Source organism: Rhodoferax mekongensis (genome assembly GCF_032191775.1).
GTDB classification, from domain to species: domain Bacteria; phylum Pseudomonadota; class Gammaproteobacteria; order Burkholderiales; family Burkholderiaceae_C; genus Allorhodoferax; species Allorhodoferax mekongensis.
On the sequence record NZ_CP132507.1, the window covers coordinates 2,422,756 to 2,436,701 of the forward strand.

The following is a 13,946-nucleotide window of genomic DNA, read 5'->3' on the forward strand; positions in this document are numbered from 1 at the left end:
TATGACCCAAGTCACCGGCATGCGCGTCGTGGACGTGCGCTTTCCTACGTCCCAACATTTGGATGGCTCGGATGCGATGAACCCGGATCCGGACTATTCCGCAGCCTACGTGGTCCTTGAAACCGACCGTCCTGGCGTGGAGGGTCACGGCTTGACGTTCACCATCGGGCGCGGCAATGAGATCTGCTGTGCGGCGATCGAGGCCATGCGGCATCTGGTGGTCGGTCTGGACATGGACTGGGTAGCTGCTGATATGGGGCGTTTCTGGCGTCACATCACTTCAGACAGCCAGCTGCGCTGGATCGGCCCGGACAAAGGGGCCATTCACCTGGCAACTGGCGCAGTCGTGAATGCGGTGTGGGACTTGTGGGCCAAGCTCCAAGGTGTGCCGGTGTGGGAACTGGTGGCGCGCATGAGCCCTGAAGAACTGGTGAAGCTGATTGACTTCCGCTACATCACCGACTGCATTACGCCAGAGGAGGCACTGGCCTTGTTGAGGGAGCGTGCGGTGGGGAAAGCAGAGCGCATGGAAACATTGCGACGTGAGGGCTACCCCTGTTACACCACTTCGGCAGGCTGGCTGGGTTATGACGACGACAAGCTGCGCCGCTTGTGCAAAGAGGCTACCGATGCTGGTTTCAACCATATCAAGCTCAAAGTCGGTCGCGACAAGGCGGACGATATCCGTCGTTTGCGCATCGCTCGCGAGGTGCTGGGGCCCGACCGGCATTTGATGATTGACGCCAACCAGGTGTGGGAGGTGAATCAGGCGGTGGAATGGGTACGTGAGCTGGCCTTTGCCAAGCCATGGTTCATTGAAGAGCCCACGAGCCCGGACGACATTGAAGGTCACCGCGTCATCCGTGAAGGGGTACACCCTGTGAAGGTGGCAACCGGCGAGATGTGCCAGAACCGCATCATCTTCAAGCAGCTCATCATGCGAGGTGCCATCGATGTGGTGCAAATTGATTCTTGCCGACTGGGTGGCGTGAATGAAATTTTGGCGGTCATGCTGATGGCGGCCAAATACAACTTGCCGGTGTGCCCGCACGCAGGCGGTGTGGGCTTGTGTGAGTATGTACAGCACCTGTCCATGATCGATTACCTCTGCATTGCCGGCACACGCGAGGGGCGGGTGATCGAGTTTGTGGACCACTTGCACGAGCATTTCCTCGAACCCTGTGTGATCGAAAACGCAGCCTACATGCCACCCAAGGCGCCCGGTTTTTCCATCGAGATGAAGGCGGAGTCACTCCTTCATTACACCCACAAGCTCCGCCTGGCGACAGCATGAAGATCGACACGCATCAGCACTATTGGCGTTACCGGGCTGAGGAGTTCCCGTGGATCACCGACACCATGCCGGATTTGCAGAGGGACTGCATGCCTGTTGATTGCGAGGGTGCCATGCGCGTCGCAGGTGTTGATGGTGTGGTCGCAGTGCAAGCACGCATCCTGGTGGAGGAAACCGACTTTTTGCTCAAGGTCGCTGATACCCACCCTGAAGTTTTAGGCGTGGTGGGTTGGGCAGATCTGGCGGCGCCGGATCTTGAGGCGCATTTGCAGCGCTGGACCGCGCACCCTGCGATGCGTGGCATCCGCCACATCCTGCAGGACGAGGCCGACGTCAATGCGTGGCTCAACAATCCGGCAAATTCGAAGGGGTTGCGGGCAGTGCAACAGGCAGGCTTGGTTTATGACCTGCTGGTGTTCGATCATCAGATGCCTGGAGTTGCATCCTTTTGCGCGAAGCACGATGGTCATTGGTTGGTCTTGGACCACCTTGGAAAACCGGCAATCCGGGATTGGGTGACCAACCCTGAAATCCCTTCGCGATGGTTGAGCAGCATGCGGAGTCTCGCCACCCTGCCGCATGTGGTCTGCAAGTTATCTGGGCTCGTCACGGAAACAGATTGGAAGTCCGGCAACGGGATCAGCCAGACCGACAACAAAATCATGTGGACCTGTTTTGACCATGCGCTGGAGGTTTTCGGGCCCCATCGCTTGATGTTCGGTTCTGACTGGCCGGTGTGTCAACTCGCTGCCCCTTATGACGTCGTGCATGGTTTGGTGCAGAAGTGGGCCAAAACCCGGCTCACCATGGCCGAGCAGGAGGCATTCTGGTCAGGTAATGCGATTCGCTGCTACGGATTGAGTGTGCATTCGGAAGCCTGAAAAGCTTCGAATTTGAAGGAAGAAAATGGACCTGCATCTGAAAGACAAAGTGTTCATCGTGACCGGCGGAGGCAGTGGAATCGGTGCCGCCATATCCCTGACGCTGGCGCATGAAGGCGCGATTCCAGTCGTGTTCGGCAAAAGCGCACTCTCTCCTGAGTTCGAGGCGCAACTCAAGGCAAGCGCGACGGATTACATGTTTTTTCAGCTTGAGTTATCCGATGAGGCTGCCTGTGGCCGGGGCGTAGAACAGGTCATGCAGCGCTTCGGAAGACTGGATGGCTTGGTCAACAACGCGGGCGTCAATGACAGTGTGGGTCTGGAGGCCGGTCGTGACGAATTCGTTGCGTCCCTCGAGCGGAATCTGATTCACTACTACGTGATGGCGCATTACTGTGTTCCGCACCTGAAGGCAAGCAAAGGTGCCATCGTGAATGTGTCATCCAAAACAGCCTTGACTGGGCAAGGCAATACCAGCGGTTACTGTGCTTCCAAGGGGGGGCAACTGTCCTTGACGCGAGAGTGGGCGGCAGCTTTGTTGAACGATGGGGTACGCGTCAATGCGTTGATCCCTGCGGAGGTGATGACTCCCCTCTACGAACGTTGGATCAACAGTTTTGAGAATCCTGCAGACAAGCTGGCCGGTATCACGGCAAAAATTCCTTTGGGTCAACGCATGACCACTTCAGAGGAGATGGCGCGCATGTGCGTGTTCCTGTTGTCGGATGCATCCTCACACACGACCGGGCAATGGGTGTTTGTGGATGGCGGCTATACCCACCTGGACCGGGCATTGTCATGAATGTGAACACCCGCTACGCCTTGGCTTTGGACTTGGTGGACGATGAAGCCAAGATTGCGGCGTACGAAAAAGCCCATGAATCCATTTGGCCCGAAGTACGCGAGCACTTGTTGGCGCAAGGCGTTCTGGGTATGGAAATCTACCGGCTCGGAACACGCATGTTCATGGTCATGGAAGTTGACCCCAATGTGTATTCAGAGGCTGGAATGGCGCATGCCTCGCTGAACAACGAAGCCATTGTCAGGTGGGAAACGCTGATGTGGACATTCCAGGCGCCTACCCCTTGGACCCCGGAGGGCCAGAAGTGGGTACCCATGCGCCGGATCTTTCAGCTTCGATAGCGACTTCGCGCTTGGATAGCCGCAAAGCGGCATTCCTTATTTGATGGTGACAGGAATAGTCGCCTGAGTGCTCAAACCGTTGTTGTTGGTGACCACTACTTTAAGGCTGTAGGTCCCGGCAACAGGCTTGGTCCAACTTGCGATGACGTTCATGCCACTCAAAGAGAAAGTCATGCCCAGTGGAACACCTGAAATGGAGATCCGGAAGGATGTTGCAGTCGCGTCACTGATGTTGATGCTGCTGCTAAGGGCCTTACCCACCGTGCCATTGATGGCTGCTGAGGTGATGACCGGACCTGCATTCGCTATTTTGACGGAGTAGACGGCTGTGCCGGTCAGTCCGGTTTTGGTGTCTTTGGCTGATACCGTGACGGAGTAAGTCCCCAGCGCGGGCGATGCCCACGTCACCAAGCCTGCGGTGTTGATGCTCATACCCGCAGGGTTGCCACTGATGGCGTAGGTCACCGGATTGCTGGACACGGCAGTCGCTGCAAAGGAGAGGGCAACGCCGGGGCGCCCGATCACGCTGGTTGCTGTCAGGGTAGGCGCTTTGGCGGCTGCAATCGTTACGCTGTAGGTGCCTTGGCCGGTCAAACCAGTCGCAGTGTCCTTCGCTGTGATGACCGGGCCGTAGGTGCCTACCAATGGCGTGGGCCAGGTGATAACACCCGCATTGCTAATGGTCATGCCCGCTGGTCCGCCACTCAGGGTCCAGGTTACGGGGTTGGATGCATTCACCGATACAGTGAAAGAAAGCGCAGTTCCTACCGTTCCGCTAACGGCTGCCGAAGGTACGACAGGCGCGGCGCTGGCGTTGGTCCCCGTAAGGCTGTTCACCAAGCTGGTGGCGTTGGGTGTCCCGAGGCCGGTAAGCTGGTCGTATCCCACCTTCGATGCACATGTGCTGCAGGTCCCATGGCTGCCCCGGGTAATGTCGGCGAAAGTACTCGCGTAAGTGCCGGGTACTGTGGCCAGTTGGCTGTAGAGGGCAGAGTGGGGTAGGCCCAGCGCTGCTTTGGAAGCCTGCGCGCGGCTCGCGTTGGCAATGGCAATCAGCCCGGCCCATTGTGGGGTCGACAGGCTGGTGCCCCCCACGCTCATCCAGTTCACCGTGGAGCTGCCGGGTGTCATCACGGCGGTGTATTGGCCAGTGGCCGGGTCGGCGTTGAAGGCCACATCCGCTACCACGCGGCGGCTGGTAAAGCCCATGCCCGGGACGGCATTCGATTGGTAGCTGGGCGTCGCGGAATAGGCGCTGATGCCGCCTCCGGTGCCGGACCAGCTCACTTCTGACCGTGTGCCTGTGCCGTTGTAGTTCAATGTCGTCCCGCCTACGGCCAAAACGTTCGGGGACACCGAAGGCCAGGAGACAGCCATACCGGAGTCACCCGTTGCGGCGAGATAGGTCATCTTGGGTGCGGTGAATACCGAGTCCACCGACGCTGTCCAACTGCCTTCTGCTGCGCCGAAACTCATGGAAACAATCCCGGGTCCCATGGAGTTGGCCAGCTTGATGGCGCCCAACAAGCTGTTGAGGGAGGCGTCCGGCGCTTCGATCAAGACAATGCGCGCGAGCGGAGCGGTGGCATGCGCCCATTGCACGTCGAGTGCAATTTCAGTCGCCCAGCCGGAGTTGTAAGCAGGCGCTGTCGCAGTCATGCCTCCAGCGGCAGTGTTGTACACCACAGAGAATTCACATGCATTAGTTGATGCTGCAGCCAGCGGTAATGCTGCGGTGGGTGCTATGATTTTGGTAGCGCATGTCGGTAGCGCGAATTTTTGGTTGAACACGGCTAGCTCGGCAATCGCATTAGGGTTGTGGTATGCGTTGACGATGTAGATGGTCTGTCCGGCACCCATTTGTGCAGCCTTGACTGCTGTGACTGCCGTGCCACTCGCAGGCAGGTCGGGAAGGCTGTAAGCAGCCCGTATCTGCGCAGGTGTGTAGGTTGCGGTATTCGTTCCAGCCGCCATAGGCGTGAAAACAGGCTCTGCGTCCGGGCTGGGCTCCGATTGAGAAAAAGGCGTTGCGACCTGCTCTGCAACAGCGCTGGGCAGGGTTGGCACGTCCATTTGCATGGTCACGGTGCCTGACGCCACCTGATCTGCCGGATTGGAGCCGCCCCCACAGGCGCTGAGCATTGCAATTGCAGAAAGGCAAACTGCAGCCAATGGCCACTTGGTATGGACGCTTTGGTTTTGATGATTGCGTTGGATTTCGAATCTCGTCATGGCAACTGCTCCGGGAAACAAGGGAGGGCCACAACGTTCAATGGAATGCGTGCGTACACATGTTCTCATCGGCGGCCCCGCTACCATGGCATTGCTGCTGTAGGTCGGTGGCTTTGTGTCCCCGTCTTTCAACGGGTTTACCCATAAGCACTGCCAGGTCGGCAGCACTCGATTTGTTAATTTTAACTTTTTTTGCGGAGTTGGCAAATATTGGCGGGTGTTTATCCCTCAACTCCGCCTTGACGCGATCAGCTTTGGATGTTGCATTCACGGCGCAACAAGGCTACCGCGTCATTGAAGGTGTAATCGTGGTCGCTGGTCAGAGTGCTCGACGCCTCTTCGATGAAGTTGGTCCACAGGCTCGCATAGTCTTCCAGATGTTCTGCAGGTGCATGGTCCTGGATGAATTGCAGGGGAAGGGCGGTTTGCAGCCCTGTTTTGCGAATTTTCTTCACTAAGGTGGAGGCCGCTTTTTCGGTCAATACGGTTTTCGCTGCACTGCCTGCGGCCATGCACAGGAAAAGGGTGAGTAGTGAGCTCTCGTCGTCATTCCCACCGGTGGCCTTGGCCCAGGCTTTAGAGACTGATCGATCGAATTGCTCCACTTCGCTGATAGCGTCTTCCACCCAGAAGTACCGCCCCATGAATGCGGGCGTCTGGTCGAACAGCTTGCGGGCAGGAACGGCCGACTCCAACCATTTTGCGGAGTCTTCCCAGACTGAATCACGCACGGACTCCACCACTGGAAGCCATTCGGAGGGTAGGTCTGCAGGCAGCGTCAAGGGCAGCTTGCCGGGTTTGGCAAGGTAGCGCTTGCGCAGCGCAAGAATCATCTTTTCAAAGGTAACCCAGTCCGGCAATGTGCTGCGTTTACAGGCTATAGCAAGCAATGCAGTCCGGATCACGGCCTCAGCGTCTTTACCGGCTTCCTCTAGCTCGTCTGCATCCACTCCCAATCGGCCTGCGATCCAGATGGCGGCTTCGACCACGGCCGTCGCATGGCTGCGGCTGGCCAGCTCTGCCTGGTAGTCGGCCAGCGGCCGCAGGCTCCATTTGGCCAGCAGGGGAATGTGTTCATCACGAAAGCCGCTGCGTTCGTTCATGCCGAAGTGCGTGGTCTGCGGCATGGTGATCAGCGCTTTCAGCATGTCTGAGCCCGCTTTGGAGCGGGACAGGAAACTGTTATCGCGCAGGAGTTCAGCCGCTTTTTGCAGGTCGCCTTGTGAGGCGTGTGCGAGGTGCAGGCTCACCAGATTGACAATGCGGTCTCTGGCCAGCTCCAGCTCAGGCCGCAAAAATTCGGTACCGAAATAGCGGGCGATCTGCACCATGCCTTTGGGCGCTTCGGCACAAATGGCATCGAGTTTGTCTTGTCCGATCAGGCCGTGGCGCACACCGTGGGCCAGTGCCTTTTCGAAAAATGGGCGATCGTCAAAAAGCGAAACAGCTTGCTGTGCGGCTGACATGGCGGGAAAGTGAGGGTTAGATGGCAGATTCTTCGTCGTCTTCCCGGGCGGCAGGTGTGGCCTTGCCGCGGTCGGTATCGCCAGTCTCGACTTTGCCGTCGTCCTCCTCTTCCGGCTCATCTTCTTCGTCCAGTCCCAAGTCGAATGCCCGGGCCTTGGCGCGCAGTACGAGCAGCATTTCGATGAACAAGTCGGGTAGTTCATTGCGCAGCAACCACGCCATTTGCATCCAGTCCTGGTCGGCCACTTCGTCCAGATCCATCTTGGGGCGTACGTAGGCGGACTGGTACAAAGCTTGCTCCGACAAGATCTCGCCATCGTCTTCTACCGTGTCGAAGGTACCGCTGCGGGCAAAGGCTTCTACCCGGCTCCACTTTTCAGTGAAGTAGTCGGCCAAGGCCTCGCTTCCGCCTTCCAGGTCGCCAATAGCGGTCAAGAACTCGATGGGGTCTGCGTCTTCCCGGAAGATTACCGAATTCATCATGCCGCGCAGGTGGGTGCGAGTCAGGTCTTTGTATTGCTTTTCGATGACCACTGCATGCGCGAACTGCTGGGGTGTGATCAGCAAATTGACGATGGACGCTTTGGAGTCGTCGTACTCGCGTATCACAGCCAAAATGTCTTTGGGCGGCAATTGCTCCAAGACCACCATCAAGGCACCATCTCCCTCGGCGTCGGCCAGTTCGGTCAACACCGATTCCGCACCGACGATATCGCCTGCAGCAATAAGTGCCTGGGTTTTTTCAATCAGGGCTAGTTGGCTCATGGGGGTGTTCTCTCCGGGTGACAGGTGGGGGATCAGTCTTTGTGGTCGAAGCCTTGCTCAACCATCCATGCAGCGCCTTCTTCCTCGCTCACGCGGCTTTGGCGCTCGTCTTCATCCATGCCTTCGGGGTCGCGTTCGATGTCGTCACGGTCGTCGCCGTCTTCGTCATCGGCGCCATCCGATTGCGCGAATCGGGCGTCCGGCTTGGTCAGCAAGTATTCCAAGGCTGCTGCCACGCTCATGAACCAGGGGCCAGCAGGTTGTTGCAAGACCTGTTGCGCGAGGTTTTGAGCCCAAGGCATCAAGTCCACCGAATCCGATACGGCATCCCACTCCGGCAGGTCTTCAGACTCCTGGCGCACTAAGTCTTCCATCACGGTGGTGCGCTTGAAGCGGAAGCCCTGGTGGAACACCACGGCCACCATCTCAGGGCTCAGTTCCAGCATGCTCATCAGGAAGCTGAGCTCTTTGCGACGTTCCGCGAGTTTCTTGGCAAGAACGTTGGTGCCTTCGGAATCCGAGGCCAGATCGTCCAGCTCGGCTTGGTAAGCGCTGCGCAGATGGTGAAAGAAAGGGGAGAGGCTCATGCAGTTTGCCAATTCAAAGAATGCGGGAGAAATAGGTGGACCAGATGTCGCGGGCGGTATCGATCGGACTATCGAGCAGGCCACGCCTGCGATTGTCGTCATAGGCCTGACGCTTGTCGGTGTCCGACAGCACATCGTAGGCTTCCTGCACTTCTCGGAAGTACAGCGCAGCGTTCGGATCAGGATTGCGGTCCGGGTGAAACTGCGCAGCCTTTTGGCGGAAGGCTTTTTTGATGTCAGCCAAGGTGGCCGCGCTGTTCAATCCGAGACTGGCGTAATGGTCTTTCATGCAGCAACTATCCTGCCGTAAAAGAAAAAACCCCACTGCATTCGCAGCGGGGTTTTTAAATACCCTTGCGGGTTGTTTTGGCTCCTCAACCTGGGCTCGAACCAGGGACCTACGGATTAACAGTCCGGCGCTCTACCGACTGAGCTATTGAGGAATGAAGCCTCAAATTATAGCGTGTTTTTTCGGTGATTTTGGAAACACGCTAAATTTTTGAATCTGACGCTAACTTTTTTCTTGGGTTCCAACACCTAGGAGCTGGTGCAAACGCGGGCTCGTGGTGGTGTACTGCAAGTGCACTTTTTTCTCGGGAGAAATAAAGGCCATCGCGCCGAAGGCCGCTAGTGTAGCCTCATGAAAGCCGCTCAAAATCAATTTTCGCTTTCCGGGATAAAAATTTATGTCCCCGACTGCAAAAATTCCCGGAATCTCGCTTTGGAAGTTCTCGGTGTTGACCGGAACCTGCTTGCGTTCGAGGGTCCAACCCCATTCGGCAATAGGGCCCATCTTTGGTGACATGCCCAAACGCACCAACACATGGTCGGCTGTGACAGAGGTCTCTGTTCCCTCGGCGGTCAATACCTGCAATGCTTTGAGCTGATCACTCGCTGTCACACAACCCGTGACTTGGGCAGCGAGCACCCGAACTTTCCCTGCTGCGCGGGCTGATTCCAGCAATTGCAGAGTGTCGGGTTCTCCGGCAAATACATCGCGTCGGTGAATCAGGGTCACGCTGGCGGGGCCACGCGCGTTTCCTGAGGGCTGTGCAGCCTCCAGTGCCGCCACGACGGCGGACTCATCACCACCCAACACGACGACATGGCTATCTGCAAAGCTACCGTCCGCTAACGCTCGGTCATGCAGGTAGTGCACCTGCCGGCCCTCAAAGGCTTCCAGCGCGGGGATGGCCGGTTTGCGCGGAACAAATGCGCCCACGCCAGCGGCAACAATCAGGGCCTTGGTGATGAAGGTGGTGCCGGCGTCGGTGACGAGGCATAAGCGGCCATCGTCGAGGCGGTTGACGGACTCCACCAACTGGGAGAAATGCATCTGCGCCTGAAAGGGCGCTATCTGCTGGAGCAGACTTTGTGTGAGGCCGCGGCCGGTGGTGACCGGGGTGCCAGGAATGTCGTAGATCGGCTTGTCGGCATAGAGCTCCATACATTGGCCGCCCGCGTAGGGCAGGGCATCAATGACATGGGCCTGCACTTCGTGCAGGCCCAGTTGGAACACTTGGAACAGGCCTACCGGGCCTGCTCCGATGACGACGGCATCGGCTTCAATCACAGGGGCAGCCATGCCGACTCAGTGATCAGCGGATCAAGTGCGACAGCTTGCCGGTTTTGTCTTTCCAGTCGTCGGCATCCGGCAGAGGGGCCTTGCGCTTGGTGATGCTCTTCCAGCCGGGCAGGCGGGCGAGTTCTGCGTTCAGGGCAATCATGTGCTGCTGGTCCTTGGGTGCGTCTTCTTCAGCGTAGATCGCGTTGGCTGGGCACTCAGGAATGCAGACGGCGCAGTCGATGCACTCATCGGGGTCGATCGTCAGGAAATTGGGGCCTTCGCGGAAGCAATCCACGGGGCACACGTCCACGCAGTCGGTGTATTTGCACTTGATACAGGCTTCGGTGACGATGTGTGTCATGTTGTTTGAGAGCAGTAGATGAGAGGGCTGGCGGATAAATGCCAAGCCCTTGATTTTATTGGGTTTTGCAGACGCCCCTTGTCACAGGGGCATCTCCTTTGCGTTGCATCAACTCAGCAGCAGGGCGCCGGAGGTCTTGTGGCTGGCGGTGTCCACCAGAATCAGCGAGCCCAACACACGGCTTTGCGCGTACGGAACCGCGGTAATCGCCTCTTGCAAAGCGAGCTCGATATGGCCGATGGCGTTGGGCGCAATCTCGGTGGCATCGTGCTCTTGCAAGGTGTTGATATCCAGGCTGTGCACGATGCGCTTGACCTTGGCCTTGATCCAGCGGTGGCCATGCAGAGCCAGGTACACGCGGCCGGCAACCAGGGGCTCATCGTCCATCCAGGCCACAGTGGCCTTGATTTCGCGGGTGGCTTCGGCAAAAGCACGGGGCTTGGGCGTGTCGGCAAATTCGTCGTCCGAGTCTGCAGCCGGCGTGACTTGCGCCAACAGCCAGTCGCCACGGGACACATCTACTTCGCGGTCCAGCGTGATGCCGGCGCCATGGCCTGCAGTGACGCTGCCAGGCACGCGGGCGTGGTTCACGACCTGGGCTACCACGGCAGTCTGGCCACTAGGGTGGATGCTGACGGTGTCGCCAACTTGCACCGTGCCGGTCGCCACACGGCCCCAGAACACGCGACGGCCTTGGCTAGTGTCGGCAGAGTTGTGGAACTTTTCCACCCACTGCACCGGGAAGGCGAAGGGCACATCGGTCTCAGCGGCGGTGACGGGCAGGGTCTCCAGCAAAGCCAACAGGCTCGGGCCTTGGTAGCCGCACCAGCCGGGCGTGGCTTCCACCACGTTGTGGCCTTTGAGGGCGGACATGGGAATGGTGGCTGTCACGGCGATGCCGGCTTGCTTTGCAAAGGCTTGCAGCGCCTCGCTGATCTTGGCGAAGGCGGCCGTGGCGTCATCGCCCAAGGCGTCTAGCTTGTTCACGGCAAAGATGATGCCTGGCACGCGCAGCAGGTTGACCAGCAGGCTGTGGCGGCGGGTCTGGGGCAGCAGGTCTACCAAGCCGTCCACATTCCACTTGAGCTTGGTCGCGTCCACCAGCACTACGGCAGCGTGGGCGCTGCTGGCGGCAGTGACCATGTTGCGGGTGTACTGCTCGTGGCCGGGCGCATCGCCAATGATGAACTTGCGGGTGGGCGTGGCGAAGTAGCGGTAGGCCACGTCGATGGTGATGCCTTGCTCGCGCTCAGCGGAGAGGCCGTCGGTAAACAGGGCCAGGTCAGCCTCGCCGCTCTTGGAGACGTTGGCCAACTGGTCTTGCAGCACCGCCTTGCTGTCGACCAGCAGGCGGCCGATCAGCGTGCTCTTGCCATCGTCCACGCTGCCGCAGGTGATGAAACGCAGGGCGGATGAAGTGTCATTTGTGCTGCCAGCGCCCGTGGAATGTGCGGGAGCAGCAATCGTATTTGTAGCAGTCATCAGAAGTATCCGTCCTTTTTGCGCTTCTCCATGGAAGCCTCAGAAGTCTTGTCGTCCATGCGGGTGGCGCCACGCTCGCTCACGTCCGCTTGCAGGGTTTCGATCACGATGTCGGCAGCGGTGGCGGCCAGGCTTTCCACCGGGCATGTGCAGGTGATGTCGCCTACCGTGCGGAAACGCACGTCACGACTCTCGATGGTTTCGCCTTCCTTGGCCGGGGTTAGGTCGGTGACCGGGACCAGCAAGCCTTTGCGCTCGACCACATCCCGCTTGTGGGTGTAGTAGAGGCTTGGCAACGCGATTTTTTCGCGTTCGATGTACTGCCACACGTCCAGCTCGGTCCAGTTGCTGATGGGGAACACGCGGAAGTGCTCGCCGGGCTGCAAGCGGGTGTTGAACAGGGTCCACAGCTCAGGGCGCTGGGCCTTGGGCTGCCACTGGCCGAAGCTGTCGCGATGCGAAAAAATGCGCTCCTTGGCGCGGGCCTTTTCTTCATCACGGCGGGCACCGCCGATCAAGGCATCAAAGCGGAACTCGTCGATGGCTTCGAGCAGCGTGACCGACTGGTGCACATTGCGGCTCTCGCCCGGGTGGGCCAGGCGCACGGTGCCACGGGCCATCGAGTCCTCAACACTGCGCACGATCAATTCGGCGCCCAGTTCCTTGGCGCGGAAGTCGCGGAAGTCGGTCACTTCATGGAAGTTGTGGCCGGTGTCGATCATCAGCAGGGGGTAGGGAATGCGGCCGACGCCAAAGGCCTTCTCTGCGCACTTGAGCATGACCAGCGAATCCTTGCCGCCCGAGAACAGCAGGGCGGGGCGCTCAAACGCAGCCGCCACCTCGCGCAGGATGAAGATGGTTTCTTCTTCCAGCGCATCCAGATGCTGGTTGGAGAGGCGGTCGAAATGGGTGGGTTCAGTCATGGCGTTCATGCTTTGGCTTCTTCATGTTTCACGTGCAGGCCGCATTCTTTGGCAGCTTCGTCTTCCCACCACCAGCGGCCGGAGCGGAAGTCTTCACCCAGGCTGATGGCACGGGTGCAAGGCTCGCAGCCGATGCTGGGGTAGAACTGGTCGTGCAGGGGGTTGTAGTCCAGTTTGTTAGTCTGGATGTAATGCCAGACATCGCCCCAGGTCCAGTTGGCCAGGGGGTTGATCTTGACGCGCTTTTCACTGCTGTCCACCAAGGGCACATCGGCGCGGGCGCCACTTTGTTCACGGCGCAGGCCGGTGATCCAGGCGTCTTTGCCCTTGAGCGCGCGCTCCAGCGGTTCCATCTTGCGGATGCCGCAGCAGGCTTTGCGCAGGGCGATGCTCTTGTACATCGCGTCTTTGCCTTCGCGGTCCACAAACTGGACCACCGATTCATTCACCGGCTGGTACACCGTGACCGCGGCACGGCTGGACGCCTTGAAGCGCTCCAGCAGATCCAGGGTTTCCTTGTGCAGGGCACCGGTTTCCAGTACGAAGATGCCGATGTCCAACTTCAGGCTGTTGATCAGGTGGCTGATGACCACGTCCTCAGCGCCCAGGCTGGACGCTTGGGTGACGGTGGCAGCCCCACCATCTACACCTGCGTATTGGGCTGCCGCTTGGGCGAGCACGCCTTGGGCCTCCGCCAGCTTGATGACGTACTCGCCGCTGGCTTCAGCATTGCGAGCCATGGCACTGCCTGCAGGCTGCACTTGCACCGCGAAACGGTTGCCTAAAGAGGATGTTTCGGCGCTCATGCCGCTTCGCCTTCACGGGTGGAAATGGAATCGCCCTCGCGGGCGAAGTGCGGCTTCACGGTCACCGCGTCGCCTTGGTAGAAGCCGCGATAACGGTCGAACTGGCGCTGGGCGAAGTCGATGTTCTGGTCAGCGCGCAGAACGGCCACGTCAAAGCCGGTGCGTTCCATTTGCACCAGCTGGTCGATCAGCACGTCACCAGTAGCACGCAGCTCGCCGGTGAAGCCCAAACGGCGGCGCAGCAAAAAGGCCTGGCTGTACGCGCGGCCGTCGGTGAACTTAGGAAAGTTCAGGTCGATGCGGGCGACGCCTGAGAGGTCCAGCGCGCGGGGGTCTTCGGTGTTTGCCAGTTCGATGACTTTTAGGCCCTCAGCGCCCGTGGAGTGTGCGGAAGCAGCTATCAATTTCATAGTGTTTTCTTTCTTTCGGCGGCCTGTG

At 58.9% G+C, this 13,946-nt stretch carries 15 protein-coding genes, 1 tRNA gene and 1 riboswitch; of the genes, 4 read left to right on the top strand and 12 right to left on the bottom strand.

The window, feature by feature from the left end:
• Window position 1 precedes the first annotated feature (1 nt).
• From RAN89_RS11625 to RAN89_RS11640, 4 genes are read left to right on the top strand one after another with little or no spacing between them, the layout of a single operon-like run.
• Window positions 2-1,294: an L-fuconate dehydratase gene (locus RAN89_RS11625; protein ID WP_313866460.1), complete on the top strand. Its 1,293-nt coding sequence runs from the start codon at window positions 2-4 to the stop codon at window positions 1,292-1,294.
• Window positions 1,291-2,175, top strand: coding sequence for an L-fucono-1,5-lactonase (locus tag RAN89_RS11630; protein WP_313866461.1), 885 nt, complete (start codon window positions 1,291-1,293; stop codon window positions 2,173-2,175). The genes RAN89_RS11625 and RAN89_RS11630 overlap by 4 nt, the downstream gene beginning before the upstream one ends.
• A 25-nt stretch (window positions 2,176-2,200) precedes the next feature.
• The gene (locus RAN89_RS11635; protein ID WP_313866462.1) at window positions 2,201-2,977 is read left to right on the top strand and encodes an L-fucose dehydrogenase; all 777 of its coding nucleotides are present in this window, start codon (window positions 2,201-2,203) and stop codon (window positions 2,975-2,977) included.
• Complete coding sequence (locus tag RAN89_RS11640; protein WP_313866463.1) at window positions 2,974-3,318, top strand: L-rhamnose mutarotase; 345 nt, start codon at window positions 2,974-2,976, stop codon at window positions 3,316-3,318. The genes RAN89_RS11635 and RAN89_RS11640 overlap by 4 nt, the downstream gene beginning before the upstream one ends.
• Window positions 3,319-3,354: 36 nt before the next feature.
• Here the strand turns inward: RAN89_RS11640 and RAN89_RS11645 are convergent, their stop codons facing one another.
• The 12 genes from RAN89_RS11645 to RAN89_RS11700 all read right to left on the bottom strand — a co-directional run bounded on the left by RAN89_RS11645 (window position 3,355) and on the right by RAN89_RS11700 (window position 13,918).
• Entirely contained in the window at window positions 3,355-5,460 is a 2,106-nt protein-coding gene (locus RAN89_RS11645) for a putative Ig domain-containing protein (RefSeq protein WP_313866464.1), read from the bottom strand.
• Window positions 5,461-5,617: 157 nt separating this feature from the next.
• Window positions 5,618-5,702: riboswitch (cyclic di-GMP riboswitch) on the bottom strand.
• Between the two features lie 96 nt (window positions 5,703-5,798).
• On the bottom strand, window positions 5,799-7,016 hold the full coding sequence (locus tag RAN89_RS11650) for a hypothetical protein (protein WP_313866465.1): 1,218 nt from the start codon (window positions 7,014-7,016) through the stop codon (window positions 5,799-5,801).
• 16 nt (window positions 7,017-7,032) lie between these two features.
• Window positions 7,033-7,782 carry a hypothetical protein gene (locus RAN89_RS11655; RefSeq protein WP_313866466.1) on the bottom strand — a complete coding sequence of 250 codons (750 nt, stop codon included), beginning with the start codon at window positions 7,780-7,782 and terminating at the stop codon, window positions 7,033-7,035.
• A 32-nt stretch (window positions 7,783-7,814) separates the two neighbouring features.
• On the bottom strand, window positions 7,815-8,369 hold the full coding sequence (locus tag RAN89_RS11660) for a hypothetical protein (protein WP_313866467.1): 555 nt from the start codon (window positions 8,367-8,369) through the stop codon (window positions 7,815-7,817).
• 13 nt (window positions 8,370-8,382) lie between these two features.
• Entirely contained in the window at window positions 8,383-8,658 is a 276-nt protein-coding gene (locus RAN89_RS11665; RefSeq protein WP_313866468.1) for a DnaJ domain-containing protein, read from the bottom strand.
• 78 nt (window positions 8,659-8,736) lie between these two features.
• Window positions 8,737-8,812 (bottom strand) — tRNA-Asn (locus RAN89_RS11670).
• A 68-nt stretch (window positions 8,813-8,880) separates the two neighbouring features.
• Window positions 8,881-9,954, bottom strand: a complete 1,074-nt coding sequence (locus RAN89_RS11675; protein ID WP_313866469.1) for an NAD(P)/FAD-dependent oxidoreductase — start codon at window positions 9,952-9,954, stop codon at window positions 8,881-8,883.
• 13 nt (window positions 9,955-9,967) lie between these two features.
• On the bottom strand, window positions 9,968-10,297 hold the full coding sequence (gene fdxA, locus RAN89_RS11680; RefSeq protein ID WP_313866470.1) for a ferredoxin FdxA: 330 nt from the start codon (window positions 10,295-10,297) through the stop codon (window positions 9,968-9,970).
• A gap of 108 nt (window positions 10,298-10,405) precedes the next feature.
• Window positions 10,406-11,779 carry a sulfate adenylyltransferase subunit 1 gene (locus tag RAN89_RS11685; protein ID WP_313866471.1) on the bottom strand — a complete coding sequence of 458 codons (1,374 nt, stop codon included), beginning with the start codon at window positions 11,777-11,779 and terminating at the stop codon, window positions 10,406-10,408.
• Entirely contained in the window at window positions 11,779-12,711 is a 933-nt protein-coding gene (cysD, locus tag RAN89_RS11690; RefSeq protein ID WP_313866472.1) for a sulfate adenylyltransferase subunit CysD, read from the bottom strand. Before cysD ends, RAN89_RS11685 begins: the two co-directional genes overlap by 1 nt.
• The gene (locus tag RAN89_RS11695) at window positions 12,708-13,508 is read right to left on the bottom strand and encodes a phosphoadenylyl-sulfate reductase (RefSeq protein WP_428984447.1); all 801 of its coding nucleotides are present in this window, start codon (window positions 13,506-13,508) and stop codon (window positions 12,708-12,710) included. Before RAN89_RS11695 ends, cysD begins: the two co-directional genes overlap by 4 nt.
• Entirely contained in the window at window positions 13,505-13,918 is a 414-nt protein-coding gene (locus tag RAN89_RS11700) for a DUF934 domain-containing protein (RefSeq protein ID WP_313866473.1), read from the bottom strand. The genes RAN89_RS11695 and RAN89_RS11700 overlap by 4 nt, the downstream gene beginning before the upstream one ends.
• Window positions 13,919-13,946: the final 28 nt, after the last annotated feature.

Coding starts and splice junctions, on each gene's coding strand:
- RAN89_RS11685 (WP_313866471.1), bottom strand. CDS start 11,779: ATGACTGCTACAAATACGATTGCTGCTCCCGCACATTCCACGGGCGCT.
- RAN89_RS11640 (WP_313866463.1), top strand. CDS start 2,974: ATGAATGTGAACACCCGCTACGCCTTGGCTTTGGACTTGGTGGACGAT.
- RAN89_RS11655 (WP_313866466.1), bottom strand. CDS start 7,782: ATGAGCCAACTAGCCCTGATTGAAAAAACCCAGGCACTTATTGCTGCA.
- RAN89_RS11630 (WP_313866461.1), top strand. CDS start 1,291: ATGAAGATCGACACGCATCAGCACTATTGGCGTTACCGGGCTGAGGAG.
- RAN89_RS11660 (WP_313866467.1), bottom strand. CDS start 8,369: ATGAGCCTCTCCCCTTTCTTTCACCATCTGCGCAGCGCTTACCAAGCC.
- RAN89_RS11645 (WP_313866464.1), bottom strand. CDS start 5,460: ATGCTCAGCGCCTGTGGGGGCGGCTCCAATCCGGCAGATCAGGTGGCG.
- RAN89_RS11700 (WP_313866473.1), bottom strand. CDS start 13,918: ATGAAATTGATAGCTGCTTCCGCACACTCCACGGGCGCTGAGGGCCTA.
- RAN89_RS11665 (WP_313866468.1), bottom strand. CDS start 8,658: ATGAAAGACCATTACGCCAGTCTCGGATTGAACAGCGCGGCCACCTTG.
- RAN89_RS11695 (WP_428984447.1), bottom strand. CDS start 13,508: ATGAGCGCCGAAACATCCTCTTTAGGCAACCGTTTCGCGGTGCAAGTG.
- RAN89_RS11635 (WP_313866462.1), top strand. CDS start 2,201: ATGGACCTGCATCTGAAAGACAAAGTGTTCATCGTGACCGGCGGAGGC.
- RAN89_RS11625 (WP_313866460.1), top strand. CDS start 2: ATGACCCAAGTCACCGGCATGCGCGTCGTGGACGTGCGCTTTCCTACG.
- RAN89_RS11675 (WP_313866469.1), bottom strand. CDS start 9,954: ATGGCTGCCCCTGTGATTGAAGCCGATGCCGTCGTCATCGGAGCAGGC.
- fdxA (WP_313866470.1), bottom strand. CDS start 10,297: ATGACACACATCGTCACCGAAGCCTGTATCAAGTGCAAATACACCGAC.
- cysD (WP_313866472.1), bottom strand. CDS start 12,711: ATGAACGCCATGACTGAACCCACCCATTTCGACCGCCTCTCCAACCAG.
- RAN89_RS11650 (WP_313866465.1), bottom strand. CDS start 7,016: ATGTCAGCCGCACAGCAAGCTGTTTCGCTTTTTGACGATCGCCCATTT.